A 15160-nucleotide genomic window follows, 5' to 3' on the forward strand; every position below is an offset into this window, starting at 1 on the left:
TAAGCATGACGCTGCTGCTGAGCTCTTTGGAGAGCGCACAGAACCAGAGGGCGATCCAGGATCGCGCCTGTAGCCCAGTCAACAACGCGACGCGAAAACAGGTTTGTAGCAGCACAGATAAATTTATCTCCCCCGTAGGGTGGCGCGGATGTCGCGGCGGCGTTCTTCTTCTCGGGGATCGGGGGGCGGTGGGGGCTCTTTGATGGCTTTGTCTAGAAGCTCGACTAGCTCTTCGGTCTGGGTGAGCACTTTGCTGCTCTGGATATTCATCACGACCTTGCCTGCCTGGAACTCGTAGCCGCCCTGGGGTTTGTAGGCGGCAGTGAGAGCACGAAGCGCGTGCTTGGGCAGGAACACGCCGGATTTGAGGGTGATAATGACCTGGCGTGCCTCGGTCTGGATGTTCTCGATTCCCACCTCGACGCAGCGCAGGCGCAGGCGCAGTAGACCCAGAGCGTTCCAGACCGGCGGGGGTGGGTCACCAAAGCGATCCTCGAACTCGTCTTGTAGGCGAGAAACATCGGCGCGGTCTCGGACGGCGGCGAGCTTTTTGTACATCAGAATGCGCTGTGGCTCGGCGGGGATATAGGTCTGTGGGATGGTCGCCGCGACGGGCAGGTCCACGGTGGGCAGGGGAATGTCCTCTTTATCCAGCTCCTCGCCCTTCAGCTCGTGGATGGCTTGCTCCAAAAGCTGTAAGTAGAGATCGAAGCCGACCGAGCTCACCGTGCCGCTCTGCTCCGCTCCGAGGAGGTTCCCCGCGCCGCGTAGCTCCAAGTCTCTCAAGGCGATCTTGTAGCCGCTTCCTAAATCCGTGAACTCGCGGACGGCATCTAGGCGCTGCTCCGCAATTGTGGTGAGGGCCTTGCCACGCCGGTAGAGAAGATAGGCGAATGCCTGCACTTTTGAGCGCCCCACGCGGCCTCGGAGCTGGTAGAGCTGGCTTAAACCGAGCTTGTCGGCGTTGTCAATGAAGATCGTGTTGACGTTTGGGATGTCCAGACCCGACTCCACAATCGTAGTGCACACCAGCACATCGAACTTCTTGTGGTAGAACTCGAACATCGTGTCTTCTAGCTCATCGTCGCTCATCTGGCCGTGTGCGATTTTGCAGCGGGCATTGGGCACAAGCTGCTCGATATGGTTGGCAACATGGTAGATACTCTCGACACGGTTGTGCAGAAAATATGCCTGCCCCCCCCGGTCAAGCTCGCGCAGGAGTGCCTCGCGGATAATTAGATCGTCGAACTCCTTGACAAAGGTCTTGACGGCACTGCGACCCTCTGGCGGATCGTTGATCAGTGACATGTCCCGAATGCCCGAGAGCGACATGTGCAGGGTTCGCGGAATAGGAGTAGCGCTCATCGCCAGCACGTCCACACTCTTTCGGAGCTGCTTGAGCCGCTCTTTATGGGTGACCCCGAAGCGCTGCTCTTCGTCCACGATGACAAGCCCTAGGTCTTTGAACTCGATATCTTTAGAGAGAATCCGGTGTGTTCCCACCACGATATCCACGCCTCCCACACGCAAGTCTTCCAGAGTTTTCGCCTGCTCACGGGGGCTACGGAAGCGCGAGAGCTGGTCTACCCGCACCGGAAACGAGGCGAGGCGCTCGCTAAAGGTCTGGAAGTGCTGCGAGGCCAGCACGGTCGTGGGGCAGAGCACGGCGACTTGCCGTCCTTCGCTGGCGACTTTGAACGCCGCGCGCATCGCCACTTCGGTCTTGCCAAAGCCCACATCCCCGCAGATAAGCCGATCCATCGGGCGGGGGGACTCCAGATCGCGCTTGACATCCTCGATAGCGGCGAGCTGGTCGGGTGTCTCGGTGTAGGGGAAGGCCTGCTCCATGTCCTGAATCCACGGCGAGTCCGGTGCGTAGGCATAGCCTGACACGGCTTGGCGGGCGGCGTAGAGTGCGATGAGCTCCCCCGCAATTTCTTTTACGTGCCGCTTGGCCTTGGCAGTCGCCTTGAGCCACTCAGTGCCGCCCAGTTTATTGACAGACGGCGCGCCGCCCTCGCTACCGATGTACTTCTGGACACGGTCGACCTGGTCTACCGGCACGTAGAGCTTGTCACTGCCGTCGTAGGCGATGACCAGAAACTCTTTCTCCACGGGAGGGGCCCCCGGAAACGGAGCCGTGTTCATCTTGGTCAGCCCGGCGTACATCCCGACCCCGTGGTGAATGTGCACGACGTAGTCGCCCGCCTTTACATCCAGTAGGCTCGTGATTCGCATTCCCTCGCGGAACTCACGGCGCTTGGTCTGTTTCTTAAGCTTATGGCGCTCCCCAAACAACTCGGCATCGGAGAGCACGACCAGCTTGGCCTCGGGGATGCGAAAGCCCGCTGTCAGGAGGCCATCCACGAGCTTGGTTTTTTCGGTCTCTAGAACGCCAAAGCCACGGATGCGAGGTGCCTGTGCGGAGACGATAACTACGCGGACGCCATTGCTGGTCCAGGTCTCAATGGCATCTTTGATGGCGGTTGGACGGCCTCCAAAGCTCTCGGCAGGGGCTCCCTGAACCGTGAGGTGCTGCGAGGGCGCAAGAAACGGCAGGGCACGGGCCAGTAGGGTCAGCAGCAGGGTCGGGCGGGTCTTGGTGAGGGGGCGAAAGGTTGTCTCAAACTCCGCCCAGAGGGGCGCACTCACGCCGAGCACTTCCCCGCGCTCGGCGCGTGCGGTCAGGCTCTTGGTAATGGCCTCTAGCTCGCGCTCGGCATAGGGCTCAAGCTGGGCGGGCTCGTCGAGAACTAGAATCGCGTCTTCGGAAAGAAAGCTTGCGGTCGGAGTCGCATCGGGGTGGAGCAGGGGCAGGTAGCGCTCGACACCGCCAAAGTAGTTGGCGAGTCCCAGCTTGACAATATCACCCTCGGCACTATCACGGAGCTTCTCGGTGCGCTCGGGAGTAAGAGTCTTTAGTGCGCCGCTGAGCTGCTTCTTGAGCACTTCCTGAGCCGCTGCCATGCGCTCACGGGTGAAGGCCATCTCGTGTGCGGCGACGATCACCACACTCTCCAGAGTTCCTTCACTACGCTGGCTCTCCGGGTCAAAGGGGCGCAGGCTCTCTATCTCGTCGCCAAAGAGATCAATGCGAACCGGACCGTCCACATCAGCGGGCCAGACATCCAGCAAGTCGCCGCGCCGTGCAAATGTTCCGGGAAGCTGTACCAGATCCACACGCCGGTAGCCAAAGGCATTGAGTCGCGCCGCTGTCTGATCCAAAGAGAGAGTCTGGCCCACGGCAAGGTTCAATCGCCGACTTTTTAGCACACTGGGCGGTGGTGCAAGCTGGAGCAGAGCCGCCGTTGTGGTGACCAGAACATCGGGGTAGATGTCTTGGGCCAGATCCCCCAGAAGCCGAACCCGCTTGCCTGAGCCGCGCACATCGCGCTCCGAGTCCGCGTCGTCTAGTAGTAAGTTGAGCGACGACGGCAGGTGCTCGACCGTCCGCGCTTCCGGCAAGAACAGCCGGATATCGTCGGTGAGGCGCTGCGCAGTTTCGTCGGTGTAGGTGACGATCACGAGCGGTTTTTTTAGATCGCCTTGAAGTCGGGCTAGAAGCCAGCCCCGTGCAGCCACGGGCATTCCTTCAAGCTGGACAGCACAGAGACCCTGGCCCAGCGCGTTTTCCGCCTGTTCCAGGGTCTTCCAGCCATCCGCCAGCGAGAGCAGAGCGGAGAAATTCATGAGCAAGAGATTATACCGCGCACGCAAATCTTGTGATGTGCATTGGACGGTAAACGTCCTGGCTTTGGGGCGTTCCGCCGCGCCTTCGGCGAAATTTTACCGACGAGGAACGAGGAGGCGGCCAAAGGCCCCATAGCCGGATGATCTCCATCCTGGCTAACCGGATAATCCCATCACGAGATTTGCGCACGCAAAAACTTATTTCTGAAAAATCCCTTGGCTTGTAACCAAATTTTGGTATTTGGGTCGTATACTTTTGATAACCCTTAAGGAGATAGTGTTGTTATGGCAGAAGAGCAGGCACTGCGCGATCAAGGAGCGCAGCTTTTAAGAGAGGGAAAGGCGAGTGAGGCGGCGACGCTACTTCGTCAGGCCACGGAGCAAAACCCGCAGGACGAGGGTGGGTGGCGCCTATTAGGTGCAGCGCTGGGGCAGAGCCACGATCTGGCGGGCTCGGTATCGGCATTCCAGAAAGCGGTGGCGCTGGTGCCCACCTCGGCCAAGAACCACTATAATCTGGCCGTGGCATTGCAGGTAAATGCGCGTGAAAACGAGGCCCGGCAGCATCTTGAAAAAGCCCTCGCCCTCGATCCCGCTTATGAGCAAGCACGGCTCCGGCTCCGAGATCTGGCGGCCAAGACCGCACCTGCCCCGATGGGCAAGATGACCCCCGCTGCCCCTCCGCCGCCTACGATGAGCCTGACGCCCGTCGGGGGTGGGGGCCTCCATCCAGTCGGTGGCGGACTAGCCCCGATTGGGGGTGGTGCTCCTGAGCCTCCCGCCCCGAGCGGTCTTCAGCCCGTTGGCGGCGGCAACGCACCCAACACTCCCCCGACCGGCTCTCGTGAGAAGCCTCTAGACATGTACGAGGGGCTTCGTGCCACGGGCTTCGATGCCTACCGCAACATGCAAGGCGATGTGGACAGCGCTGTGCGCGGCTGGAACTGGGGAGCCTTCATGTTCGGCCCCATCTGGCTCATCAATCACGGCATGCGCGAGATCGGCTGGGGCTGGATTATTGGGGGGATTTTTATCGGTGGGGGACTCTCCACCCTGAATGTGGGCTGGGTGGGTGGAGTTTTCAATCTGATTCAGTTTGGTGTGCGGATATTTCTGGGGATTTGTGGGAACCGAGTCGGGTGGGAGAGTCGCTCCTGGGATGATGTAGACGACTTCAAGAAATGTCAGCGCACCTGGGCCTGGTGGGCACTGGCTATCTTCCTCCTGACGGTGGTTCTCTTCGTAACCCTCTCCGCGCTGATGCTCTCTCTTATCGGACTGGGGGCACTGGGGAGCATGAAAGAAGAGCCTAAGACCCAGCGGATGCGAGCCCCGGACGGAACCTCTATCCAGATGAAGACAAACAATGATGGCTCGTCGGAGATGAAGATGCCGGATGGGAGCACGATGAAAGTTGACTCGCAGGGGAATATGACCGTCGTCCAGCCGGGAGGGGCATCCCAGCCGATAGGACGGTAAAATACCACACAACTTATGGACTCAACCAACCCGGAGTACGACGAAGGCAAGGCGTTTCTACGCGCCCGACAGTTCACCGAGGCCGCGACGGCCTTTCAGAAACTCGTGGAGACAAACCCCGATGATGCAGAAGCGTGGCAGTTTCTAGGAGCTGCCCGTAGCCAGACGCGGGAGTGGCCCTCGGCGGTCGCCGCGTTTCGCAAGGCTGAGTCCCTCGACTCTTCGGTGCGCAACCGCTATAACCTGGCGGTTGCGCTCAAAGAAGGGCTGGGGCGCAACGACGAAGCCCGTCTGTATTTAGAGCGAGCACTGGAGCAAGACCCCGAACACGAACCCACCAAAGAGCTTCTCGGTCAGCTTGTCGCCCTCACGGCGGCACCACAGTACGATACCCGTCAGGCACAAGCTCAGCTTGCCTACTTGGACTGCCTAGGGGCACCTGTGCCCACAGCTCGCATGGTGCTCGGAACTCTGGTGGCCGTTGCCGTCACTGTCGTCGCTTGTGGTCTCTGGTTCGCCCTGCGCGTTTTTACTGGTTTTGGAGGCCCACTCGTCGCTCTGGGAGCCGGCTGGCTGGTGGGATTACTGACGGCAAAGGCATGTGGGCGTGGGGGAGTGACCGCTGCCCGGATCTCCGGGTGGGTATCCGGGATCTTTTTTGTCCCGCTCTGTGTCTTTTTTATCGTGGATGCTTACATGAGTGGCAACATTCTTGGGTTACTACTTAACATTCTTGCAATTTTTGTGGGGATCTCACAAGCCTACCGAATTGCGATGACAACCGAATAATTTTAGGAGCGAAGGAGAGCGTAGGGATGTCTACCTCGCGCGAGCAGGGGATTTTAAGGCTGAAGGAGGGGCGCTTTGCAGAAGCTGCGGGCTCCCTCGCCGACGCGGTGGCGCAAGATGCCAGCGATGTGGGAGCCTGGCGACTGCTGGGCGGAGCCCTCTCGGCTCTGGAGGACACAGCGGGCGCGGTTGCCGCTTTTCAGCGCACGGTCGAGCTGGATGGGAGCCAGCCCAAGAACCACTACAACCTAGCTCTCGCGCTTCAGGCCGCAGGAGATAGAGTGGGGGCACGCCAGCACTTTTCTCATGCCCTGCGGCTAGATCCTCACTACGAGCAGGCTGGGCTACGTCTTCGTGAGCTGGAGTCACTTCCCACCGCTCCTCCGTCCGCGCCGGAGCCACCACCACGAATCCCACCACCACCGCCGCCGCCGAGCTACTCCGCGACCGTTCAGAGCTATGCGCCGCCCCCGACACTGGGCTCTGGAGCCTATGGTGCGCCTCCACCTGTCTATGGCTATGGTCAGGCACAGCGCACCCAAGAGCCCGTACAGCGAGCCTATGGACAAGCCCCACGGGTCAATGGGACCAATATCATGGTTCTGGGCATCCTAGGGATCGCACTTTTCCCGGTTCTCTCCCCGTTTGCCTGGTACCACGGTAACCGTGCGATGGAACTACTCAAGCACGATTCCCAGGCGGACCCCCAGCAGCGTGCCAATGCCAATACAGGGCGTATTCTGGGAATGGTCGGGACTTTTTTTCTGGTGATTACTTTCTTGATTGGTCTGCTGATTGGGCTTGCCGGAGGCTTTCGGTAATTTTGACTGTCACAAAACGGCGCGTGTGGTCGTCTTTAAGAAAAATATGAAACGTAAGATCGCATCTTTTGGGCTAGCTTTAAGCGCTGCCTTGTCACTAGTGGGCTGTAGTGGGACGAATGGTTTTGACCTGCGCTTCCCACAGCGGGTTGTCTTCACGTCCCGCCGCGATGGCAACTCCGAGATCTATCTCATGGACAACCGGGGGATCAACCCCACTCGCCTGACCAATAACACGGCCCGTGACTTTCAGCCTAAGCTCAAACAAGACCGGAGCCTGATTGTCTTCACATCGGATCGTGACGGCGGGGACTACGATCTCTTCACCATGGACACCCGAGGTAAGAGTGTGACGCAACTTACCAGCAACAACAAGCTGGATGCTGACCCCGCCTTTTCGCCCGATGGCTCTCAGCTCGCCTTTGTCTCGGATCGAGATGGCAATGATGAGATCTACCTGATGAACACTGACGGCACCAATGTCCGCCGCCTGACGAACAACAGCTCGCGCGATGAGAGCCCCGTCTGGTCGCCCGATGGCACCAAACTCGCCTTCTCCAGCAACCGCGATGGAAATGTTGAGGTGTACTCGATGGATGCGGATGGCAACAACCAGAGACGCCTTACCAATAACGCTGCCTCTGATGATTCACCGTCTTGGTCGCCCAGTGGCTCGCAGATCGCCTTTGCCACGGATCGCAATGGTAAATTTAATATCTACACGATGAACGCCAATGATGGTACGGAAGTCAAACGCTTAACCACCAGCACCACAAACGACGACGACGCACCCAGCTATGGCAGTGACGGTACCTCACTTTATTTTGACTCCAACCGTACCGGTAACTTTGAGATCTACTCCATGAACGCAAGCAACGGAACCAGTGTGGTACGCATCACCGATATCCCGGAAGACGATACGGGGCCTCACTCCCGCGCTGTGGTTTCTGGGACTGCACGTGACCGAAAGGCAAGCCGATGAAAGTTTTGCTGCTGAGCGCTCTTGCTCTCTCGCTTCTGGCTACCCCTGGCTTTACCCAGTCCCGCGAGCGCGAAGTCAAAAAACAAGAGTCAGGCCGCTCCCGTGAAGAGACCAAGCAAAAGTCTGATTCTCGTAGCCGTGACGATGATAATCGAGGACGTGACATTATCATTCTCTCAGATCCCTTCCCGTCATGGCCAGGCCCTTTCCCCTCGTGGCCAGGGCGTGGCAATAACTCCACCCGCCTGCCGAGCCTGACCTTCCTCCGCGAGGGAGTTGGTCTTTGCACCATGAGCGAGAATGCCCAAAATGCCGAGGTGCTACGGCGCAATATCGAAATAGGGGCGACCAGTCCTGCCCGTGCACCTCGTCGTGGCCGTCTTGCCTACGTTGCTCCCAGTGATGGCCAACTTGCCCTGTTTACGATCAGTGATAATCTCAGCCGTGGCCACCGACTGACCAATCCTAAATGGGGAGGTGCAGATATGCCTTGCTGGTCCCCGGATGACAGTGCGCTTGTTTTTGTCTCCAACCGCGACGGCAATGACGAACTCTACACCATCAGTGCCAGTGGGGGAGCACCACGCCGCCTAACCAACCACCCTGGCCGCGATACCCAGCCCGCATGGTCACCGGGGGGGAAATGGATTGTCTTCGTCTCCGAGCGTGGTGGTCAGCCCGCCCTCTGGCGTACTCCGACCCGTGGTGGCGAAGCCGTAGCGCTAGAAGGTTGCCCCCCCGGAGTCCCCAGCGACCCCACCTTCTCCCCGGATGGACGCTTCATTGTCGCCAGCTTTGAAGAAGCCCCAGGCAAGCAGCAACTCTGGAAAATAGACCTAGACGCCAAAGAGGCCCCCCAGCGCCTGACTTCGGAGCCAGGCATCTACCGAAACCCAACCTTCCGCCCTGATGGTAGCAAACTTGCGCTCAGTGTCCGGATCGCATCAGGCGGCTACGCCCTCGCTCTCCTCGACTTTGCTTCCCAAGGCCTCCAGCAACTCACCCCCGGAACCCTCAGTGATCGTCGTCCCGTCTGGTGGTAATAATATCTCTAAACCATCCTTGACAGTCTCCCGTAAGAGGGATATACTCCCTCTTGCATAACGACGCGGGGTGGAGCAGTTGGTAGCTCGTTGGGCTCATAACCCAAAGGTCGGAGGTTCAAGTCCTTCCCCCGCACCCATGCACCCCCACTGTTCCACATTGACGGTGGGGGTTTGTAACTTCAGGGCAAACTGACTGTCCAAAATTCCCTCCGCCAGCTCATCCGACAAGACGAGCTCGATCTCCGCCGAAATTCCTTCCACACTCCGTCCGGTCAAAGTTACCGGTCCAATCAAAAGACCAAGCAGCTCGGATTTTTCCTGCTCGGTCAAAAACTCGAAGTTTTCGCGAAATTCTCCCCAAAGCTCCTGAAGCACTTCTGCATTCGGACGCTTGGGCTGACCCATCGCGAGGCGGGCCTCCAGAGTCTTTATCTGCTCCTCCTGGGAAGCGGCAAGCTCCCGCAGACTCGCAAACTCGTTGGCTAGGAGATCCGCTGGAATCCCCGCCTTCAGTGACTCTACCAATCGTGTGATCTTCTTTTCTGTCTCGCGACGATTACGCCGCGCCTTGGCAACCTCCTCGCTAAGGTCGCTGGTCTGTGGCATGACGCGGATCAAATCCCGCCAGAGGCGATCAAAGCGGGTGGGGTGCTCCGCTAGTCGAACAATCTCATCCGTGACAACGGTATGGATCGAGGTAGCGTTCACGCGGGAGATAGGGCACTTGGTGCCCGTCCTACGCGGCTTGAGGCACTCGTAGTAGCCTACCTTGGTTGTGTGCCCGTGGTGACCTGCTGGAGTCATCAGCGAGCCGCAGTGACCACAGATGACCCGCCCACGTAGAAAGTAGGAGATAGGGTCGGTGCGGTTTGGCATCTTGTGCTGTGTAGGCTCGTCCTTCATCCGCCCGATGTTCTCCAAATAAGTGGTGCGCTCGGCTAATCTGCGCTGCACCAAGTCCCAGAGTGAAGGACTGATGATGGCCTCAAAAGCACTCTCATTGACGATCTCCCCAAGGCGAAGCTCGCCAAGGTAGCGTCGGTTGGTGAGCATGTTCTTGACCTTGCTCATGGCCCAAGGACGCTCTGGGGCTACCTGAGTGAGGTAGCGCTGCGCTTCTGATATTACCCCTGTCTCAGCGACCAACTCAAAGGCGCGTCGAACCTGATCGCCTAGCTCAGGGTGGGGCACGAGTCTGCGTGGGGCGGGCTTGATCTTTCCACCGGCAAGTGGTGTGTCGGTCATGCCTGGCACCGGCTCGCTGACATAGCCATAGGGTGGGAGGCCTCCGATGTAGTAGCCTTGCTTGACCATGCTCTCTTGCTTGGTACGCGTCCACTGCCGCACCATCTGGGCATACATGCCGTCCATCACATTGGTCATGGATCGGTTGACATAGCCCGCCAGATCGTCGGTGAACTTCTCCTTGACCATCTCGACTTTGACGCCGTACTTTTGAAGCTCCCACTGGGCAATAACAAAAGAGTCGCCGCGTCCCAGTCGGCTCATGTAGGTGATGACAACCACTTCGAACTTTTTTTCCTGTGCATCGGCCAGGAGCTGCTTCCAACCCGCTCGCTTGAGGTTGGTTCCGGTGCGTCCCTCGTCGCTGTAAGCCCCAGCGAGGCTCCAGCTCTTGTCGGCCAGGTGTGCGAGGTTTAGCTCTCGCTGAACGTCAATCGTGGAGAAGTCACCCTCTCGCTGATCGTCTGAGGAGCAGCGCAGGTAAATGGCTGCTTTGATTGTGGAAGAGTTGTTTTTTCGGTCTTTCATTTCTACTTGTTCTCTTCGGGACGTTCGGGTTCCTGCGACTCCGGCAAACGGATTTTCTCTACCTCTAGTAGCCGTCGCTCCCGACCGCGCAACAGAAGTGCGGATGCCCGCGCCAGGGAGCGCAAGTGCGTTTCATGGCACCCGGCGGCTGGCTTAAACTGAGCGTGGATCGGGAGGCGTTTGGCAGGCATGGAAAATCTTGGTTTTCTCGTGGTTAGCTTAGGGCGTGCAGTTTTCTCTAAGGGCGAGTCGCACTTTTCGTAAAACCGCTCGGATTCTTCGGCGGCTGTGTATACTCCAGCGGACTACTCTCGGAAAGTTGTGGAGAGCGTTGTAGAGGAGCTGGAAGTGCTGACGGTCATCGTGCACAAGGCGGCGGCCCCGTGATCCAAAGAGGAAGGCATACAGCCCAGCCCAAAGCCAGGGGCATCCTTGCAACGACCAGAACAGCAGAAGCGCCATGCCCCAGTTTGCTTTTGCCGGGTGGCTGATTATCCACTTGAGAGCATCTGATTGTGCCTGATCAAGAGAGTGGAGGATGAGAGTTGGGGGACTCCCAGGCCAGAACCGATTCAGGTAGACAGTTCCCAGACACCCAATGATGAGCGTCAGGGCTACCGTCTGGTATATTCCGATGGGTATTGCTGTTGTGCCCTTGATAAACTGAGCGTCACTACCACAGGAGTTGCAGTGACGGCCACGAGGCAGATCACCGTAGTGCGGAGTCCATGCCCCACACTTACAGGCATCCGCATTCAGCGGCTTCCCACACCCCACACAGCAGGATCGCCCGTTCTGCTGAGCGCGAGTCGTCGCACCGCACGAGCTACATTGAAGGTCAAATTTTTTCATTGGTTTCTTTCTTTTTGTTTTCTGGCTTTGCTAGCCTAGAGTAAATTGCCGACCTCACTCGGGAGGCAGATATAGCTCCATCGCTCCCTCAGGTGGGAATAAATCCAGAGATGTTCCCGCCCCAAGCCAAGGGGGAAGCGTGGGATGGAGTAGACGCTGGTGACGTAGCCGCCCGTGAGGATATTTGCCTCGCATACCTTCCGGTCAGATTCCGGCAGTTCACCAAAGTCGCCCGAGCAATGCCGCGCAATTAGTGCCTCGGCAGAGGTGTGTGTCACCCGGAGAGCCTCCTGAGCGCCTATCGAGATCGAGATAGTGCCTGGCTCAAAGCGCCGCTCCGACTTGAGCCAGGAAGGGATCGTAAAGTCGTGGTGAGACATCAGTAGTCCTCCGGCAAGAGGATGGTTGTAACAGAGCGATCTGCTTCCGTGATGATCCAAATCGTCTCATTAGCGTGGGGAAATTTGTAGACCGAGAAGATGCGTGCACCCGTCTCAAGTGCTTCCTCGTTGAGTCCAACGTCTTCAGGATGGATATCACCCCAGTCACCTGTGTGATGCCTCTTCAGAAGCTCGCGGGCAGTGACATTCACCCGCTGCATTGCTGCCACAGCCCCCGGCGTTCCTACGAGAGCGCCGAGATCGAAGAGGCCTCCGTTAGCAGCACTGGCGAGTCCGATTTCAAGTTTAGTCATGTTCTTGTCCTTTCTGTTGTGCCTGACAGGGATTACTTGTCCTGCCAGGCGTTTTTTTGTGAGCGGCCCTTAGAATTCTTCGCACATCAACATGTAGCTTTCTGTTCGATCTGGATTAGTCCACACACAAAGGGCTGTATCAGGATCGTATTTCTCAGCCAAGTAAAAAATGGATCCGAGTTCTTCGCCAGAACTGAGATTTGCCTGGTTTTCAAATACCTCGGACATACTCGAATCTCCGTAGCTGCCATTGCAGTGGCGGGTAACAAGTGATCGAATATCTTCACCTGCACTCCTGATTTCACTGAGTGCACGAGAGCTTACTAAGACTTTGCCGACAGGGAAGAGCGCCCCTTCAGTCGGTGCAGAGCCAATATCTACTGCAATCATGGTGCTTAGGTCTGTTGGAAGTCCCATCTGACTACTCCCCCTTTCCCGTCTTGTCTTTCGCCTTAGCAGGTAGTGTCTGAGACTTGCTCGTAGCTAGACCTGAGAGCCTTATTACGCCTCGCCAGAGGAGAGCCAGTAGGCGTGGAATCCAGCGCAGGGTGAGCTGATAGACACGCACAGGCAGGCTCCTGAGGAAGCGACCAAGTGCCCATCCTTGGCTGGGAAGAGTGTTCATCCCAAGGCCGATCATCCAAAACACGAAGCCCCATGCAACAGCGGTACGTAGAAGGTTCTCCAAGGCGTAGGCATCAGAGTTCGTCAGAAACCCAAAGGCCTTCGTGACACCTATCCAGAGAACTGGGAGGATATCCGAATGATGTGTGAGCCCGATCTTCCAAACGTAGACGAGCAGAAGGGCGGTCACGGGCTTGGCCAGCCAGCCTACTGGAATCCCTGTGGTGTGTTCTGAGAACTCGTCACTGCCACAGGTGGGGCAGGTCACGGTTCCGACCTGGCAGCGGTGCCCGCCCCCGCAAATTATTCCGTTGAAACTACGCTTACCCTCGCACTGTGAGCAAAACACAGAGCCAGGCGGACTTAGCCGCCAACACTTAAAGCACCACATATTTTTCGTTCCTTTCGTCCCCGAGAGCGGGGATGTGCCAAATGGGGCTAAGAGGCCCCTGAGAAGTGAAATCCTGAAAGGTAGTAAGGGCTACCAAATGAAGCCCGGAGAGATCGCTCGCCTGAACGAGAGCAGCAAGTTTAGCCAGTCGTGCAGGCGTGGTTGTAACGATGCCAAGTCGAAGCGGGGAGCCACCACAGCGGCGCTGGAGTGCGCCTGTACGGGTCGCTAGACTATAGCCAGCAAGCTTTGTAATGAAGGCTGCTTTGTTTTGGGTTGCCATGTCTGCTTCAAGAAGTAATGGGAGGGACTCTCCTGCCTTCTCGATCCAGGCCAGAGCATCGGGACGCACCTCACCCTGTTTCCAGGAGCTGTGAGGATTCTCCCGCCACTCGAAGCGGCACCGGGTCTCAGATTCACAGAGGAAGCTCTGGAGGCGGTACTGCTGAGTATCTTCAAACTGTTTGATGGCGACGTGTAGGGCAGCAACACTGACGCAGTGCCCAACATAGGTTGGGGCTGTCCGTACGCGTCGCCGCACCGTCGTGATGTCGAGATCCAGCGCCTGAGCAACGATGGGGATACCAGCCTCACCGAGTCGGTATGATAGCTGTCCAGGATTAGGCAAGATACCTTCCACCCCAACGGCAAACGTGCCGAGCGGTAGTTGAAAAGCCACCACGAGCTTTTGCTCTTTGAGTTTGAGGATGCGGCGATTGAATCGCCCCAAACCACACTCACCGAAAAACAGCTTCCAGGCGTGATCCCGAATCATTACCCCGTGGTGGTGCAGGCCAATGAGCCAGTCCTGATCGCGTGACATGAGGATCATGACTTCTTCTTCCTGCTTGATCGCTTTGGTGCACCTGTGGCAACATCACGCACCTCAATGCCTGCTGTCTCTGGTGACGAGGTCGCATCCGGTTCGTGAGTTGTTTCCAAGCCTTCCTCAGCGGTCTCCAGTTCGACGACTTCACCCCAGTGAGCCAAGGACGCAGCTCGAACCTTGCGTACAACCTCATCGGAGACAGATGCCTCTGGGGGCATCGAAACATAGATACGTTGAAGGGGATGTCCCTCTTGAAGGAAAAGTGCTTCGCCAGGCTTGGCCTGCTGGAGCTGAGTACGTAGAACAATCTTGGGAATGTCTTCTTGTGCCAGCATCCCAGCAACGGTATTCGAGTCCTCCACGCCAGCCGAGTGATAGGCTTGGTTTTTAATGACATTGACAACAAGATTGCGCGTTTGAGAGTCGAGTAGGCCGGGTGATTGTGTTAGTAAGACATTTACTATCTTGAACTTACGGCCCTCGCGGATCAGCTCATCTAGTTGTTCGTGGCAGGCTGCGGAGTAATTCACGAATTCGTCACATGCGATCAGCAGAGGACTTGGGAGCGCCGTTCCTGCCTCCACGTCAGATGGCATAGCAGCGCGGCTTATCGCCGTTAAAAATAAGGAACAGATAATCCCTGCGACCTGCTTACCTGCTGATCCGGCGTCGGCGCAGACTAGGATAATCGGAGCCTTAGTGGTCCTAAGAAATTTATCAAATGAAAATGGTTTCTTCGTCTTTCCAAGAGTCGCTCGTAGGCGACGATGGCTCGAAATTAACGTGCTTATCTTATTGAGAACCGCATCTGCCTCGCCCTCACGGTCTTTACCATTCTCAAACCGTTTCCAGTACTGAACTACTACGGGATCTGTAATCCCCTTGAGGACTCGTGCCCGAAATTGTGCATCTAGGAAAAATGCCTCAAGTTCAATGAGGGAATAGGGCCCTGAGGGGCTCATAGTCAGGGCGAGTGACGCGTGTCGAAGCTGGTCTCTGAGTCGTATACCTAAGGCAGCATCGCCCCAAATTTGGCGAAGAATTTCGATAAAGATAGCGACTGTAACATAAGGATCATCACTGAGAGCTTGGTAAACGTTGAACCCAACAACAGGCTCATTTGGGGCACCATAGGCACTCTTCTTTCGAAGATCAAAAATAATGAGACGTCTGAGGAGCTCCTCGACGGG

General features: G+C 57.4%; 15 protein-coding genes and 1 tRNA gene. 6 read left to right on the forward strand and 10 right to left on the reverse strand.

Annotated features, from left to right (window positions below; translation table 11 throughout):
- Positions 1–123 precede the first annotated feature (123 nt).
- A complete protein-coding gene (gene mfd / locus RMO15_RS12090) occupies positions 124–3690 on the reverse strand; it encodes a transcription-repair coupling factor (RefSeq protein WP_309712620.1) in 3567 nt (1188 codons plus the stop codon).
- Between the two features lie 285 nt (positions 3691–3975).
- Between mfd and RMO15_RS12095 the strand changes: the two genes are divergently transcribed.
- The 6 genes from RMO15_RS12095 (at position 3976) to RMO15_RS12120 (ending at position 8944) form a co-directional block, all read left to right on the forward strand.
- The gene (locus RMO15_RS12095; protein ID WP_309712621.1) at positions 3976–5169 is read left to right on the forward strand and encodes a hypothetical protein; all 1194 of its coding nucleotides are present in this window, start codon (positions 3976–3978) and stop codon (positions 5167–5169) included.
- Between the two features lie 15 nt (positions 5170–5184).
- Positions 5185–5958 carry a tetratricopeptide repeat protein gene (locus RMO15_RS12100; protein WP_309712624.1) on the forward strand — a complete coding sequence of 258 codons (774 nt, stop codon included), beginning with the start codon at positions 5185–5187 and terminating at the stop codon, positions 5956–5958.
- A gap of 26 nt (positions 5959–5984) precedes the next feature.
- Positions 5985–6779 carry a tetratricopeptide repeat protein gene (locus RMO15_RS12105; RefSeq protein WP_309712626.1) on the forward strand — a complete coding sequence of 265 codons (795 nt, stop codon included), beginning with the start codon at positions 5985–5987 and terminating at the stop codon, positions 6777–6779.
- A gap of 46 nt (positions 6780–6825) precedes the next feature.
- Positions 6826–7761: a DPP IV N-terminal domain-containing protein gene (locus RMO15_RS12110; RefSeq protein WP_309712629.1), complete on the forward strand. Its 936-nt coding sequence runs from the start codon at positions 6826–6828 to the stop codon at positions 7759–7761.
- Positions 7758–8804 (forward strand): hypothetical protein, encoded by a 1047-nt coding sequence (locus RMO15_RS12115; RefSeq protein ID WP_309712631.1) that lies wholly within the window; start codon positions 7758–7760, stop codon positions 8802–8804. Before RMO15_RS12110 ends, RMO15_RS12115 begins: the two co-directional genes overlap by 4 nt.
- Before the next feature lie 64 nt (positions 8805–8868).
- Positions 8869–8944: transfer RNA gene (locus RMO15_RS12120), tRNA-Met, on the forward strand.
- Here RMO15_RS12120 and RMO15_RS33250 read toward each other — a convergent pair.
- The 9 genes from RMO15_RS33250 to RMO15_RS12160 all read right to left on the reverse strand — a co-directional run.
- Positions 8901–10580 (reverse strand): recombinase family protein, encoded by a 1680-nt coding sequence (locus RMO15_RS33250; RefSeq protein WP_369016104.1) that lies wholly within the window; start codon positions 10578–10580, stop codon positions 8901–8903. The two genes, RMO15_RS12120 and RMO15_RS33250, sit on opposite strands and share 44 nt — an antisense overlap.
- 2 nt (positions 10581–10582) lie before the next feature.
- Positions 10583–10771, reverse strand: a complete 189-nt coding sequence (locus RMO15_RS12125; RefSeq protein WP_309712633.1) for a hypothetical protein — start codon at positions 10769–10771, stop codon at positions 10583–10585.
- Positions 10772–10799: 28 nt separating this feature from the next.
- Positions 10800–11432, reverse strand: a complete 633-nt coding sequence (locus RMO15_RS12130) for a hypothetical protein (RefSeq protein WP_309712637.1) — start codon at positions 11430–11432, stop codon at positions 10800–10802.
- A 35-nt stretch (positions 11433–11467) separates the two neighbouring features.
- Positions 11468–11812: a hypothetical protein gene (locus tag RMO15_RS12135; RefSeq protein WP_309712639.1), complete on the reverse strand. Its 345-nt coding sequence runs from the start codon at positions 11810–11812 to the stop codon at positions 11468–11470.
- The gene (locus RMO15_RS12140; protein ID WP_309712643.1) at positions 11812–12126 is read right to left on the reverse strand and encodes a hypothetical protein; all 315 of its coding nucleotides are present in this window, start codon (positions 12124–12126) and stop codon (positions 11812–11814) included. The genes RMO15_RS12135 and RMO15_RS12140 overlap by 1 nt, the downstream gene beginning before the upstream one ends.
- 69 nt (positions 12127–12195) lie before the next feature.
- Positions 12196–12543 (reverse strand): hypothetical protein, encoded by a 348-nt coding sequence (locus RMO15_RS12145; RefSeq protein WP_309693258.1) that lies wholly within the window; start codon positions 12541–12543, stop codon positions 12196–12198.
- Between the two features lie 4 nt (positions 12544–12547).
- Positions 12548–13018 carry a hypothetical protein gene (locus RMO15_RS12150; protein WP_309712646.1) on the reverse strand — a complete coding sequence of 157 codons (471 nt, stop codon included), beginning with the start codon at positions 13016–13018 and terminating at the stop codon, positions 12548–12550.
- A gap of 109 nt (positions 13019–13127) precedes the next feature.
- On the reverse strand, positions 13128–13973 hold the full coding sequence (locus tag RMO15_RS12155) for a replication-relaxation family protein (RefSeq protein ID WP_309712649.1): 846 nt from the start codon (positions 13971–13973) through the stop codon (positions 13128–13130).
- A partial coding sequence (locus tag RMO15_RS12160) for a hypothetical protein (RefSeq protein WP_309712652.1) occupies positions 13970–15160 on the reverse strand: 1191 nt, incomplete at its 5' end. The genes RMO15_RS12155 and RMO15_RS12160, both read right to left, overlap by 4 nt.

Origin of the sequence: Armatimonas sp. (assembly GCF_031410135.1) — a bacterium.
In the GTDB taxonomy this organism is placed as follows: domain Bacteria; phylum Armatimonadota; class Armatimonadia; order Armatimonadales; family Armatimonadaceae; genus Armatimonas.

Excerpts from the sequence above, each read along its gene's own strand:
- RMO15_RS12140 (WP_309712643.1), bottom strand. The coding sequence starts at position 12,126 with ATGACTAAACTTGAAATCGGACTCGCCAGTGCTGCTAACGGAGGCCTC.
- RMO15_RS12115 (WP_309712631.1), top strand. The coding sequence starts at position 7,758 with ATGAAAGTTTTGCTGCTGAGCGCTCTTGCTCTCTCGCTTCTGGCTACC.
- RMO15_RS12130 (WP_309712637.1), bottom strand. The coding sequence starts at position 11,432 with ATGAAAAAATTTGACCTTCAATGTAGCTCGTGCGGTGCGACGACTCGC.
- RMO15_RS12105 (WP_309712626.1), top strand. The coding sequence starts at position 5,985 with ATGTCTACCTCGCGCGAGCAGGGGATTTTAAGGCTGAAGGAGGGGCGC.
- RMO15_RS12110 (WP_309712629.1), top strand. The coding sequence starts at position 6,826 with ATGAAACGTAAGATCGCATCTTTTGGGCTAGCTTTAAGCGCTGCCTTG.
- RMO15_RS12155 (WP_309712649.1), bottom strand. The coding sequence starts at position 13,973 with ATGATCCTCATGTCACGCGATCAGGACTGGCTCATTGGCCTGCACCAC.
- RMO15_RS12125 (WP_309712633.1), bottom strand. The coding sequence starts at position 10,771 with ATGCCTGCCAAACGCCTCCCGATCCACGCTCAGTTTAAGCCAGCCGCC.
- RMO15_RS33250 (WP_369016104.1), bottom strand. The coding sequence starts at position 10,580 with ATGAAAGACCGAAAAAACAACTCTTCCACAATCAAAGCAGCCATTTAC.
- RMO15_RS12095 (WP_309712621.1), top strand. The coding sequence starts at position 3,976 with ATGGCAGAAGAGCAGGCACTGCGCGATCAAGGAGCGCAGCTTTTAAGA.
- RMO15_RS12135 (WP_309712639.1), bottom strand. The coding sequence starts at position 11,812 with ATGTCTCACCACGACTTTACGATCCCTTCCTGGCTCAAGTCGGAGCGG.
- RMO15_RS12145 (WP_309693258.1), bottom strand. The coding sequence starts at position 12,543 with ATGGGACTTCCAACAGACCTAAGCACCATGATTGCAGTAGATATTGGC.
- mfd (WP_309712620.1), bottom strand. The coding sequence starts at position 3,690 with ATGAATTTCTCCGCTCTGCTCTCGCTGGCGGATGGCTGGAAGACCCTG.
- RMO15_RS12100 (WP_309712624.1), top strand. The coding sequence starts at position 5,185 with ATGGACTCAACCAACCCGGAGTACGACGAAGGCAAGGCGTTTCTACGC.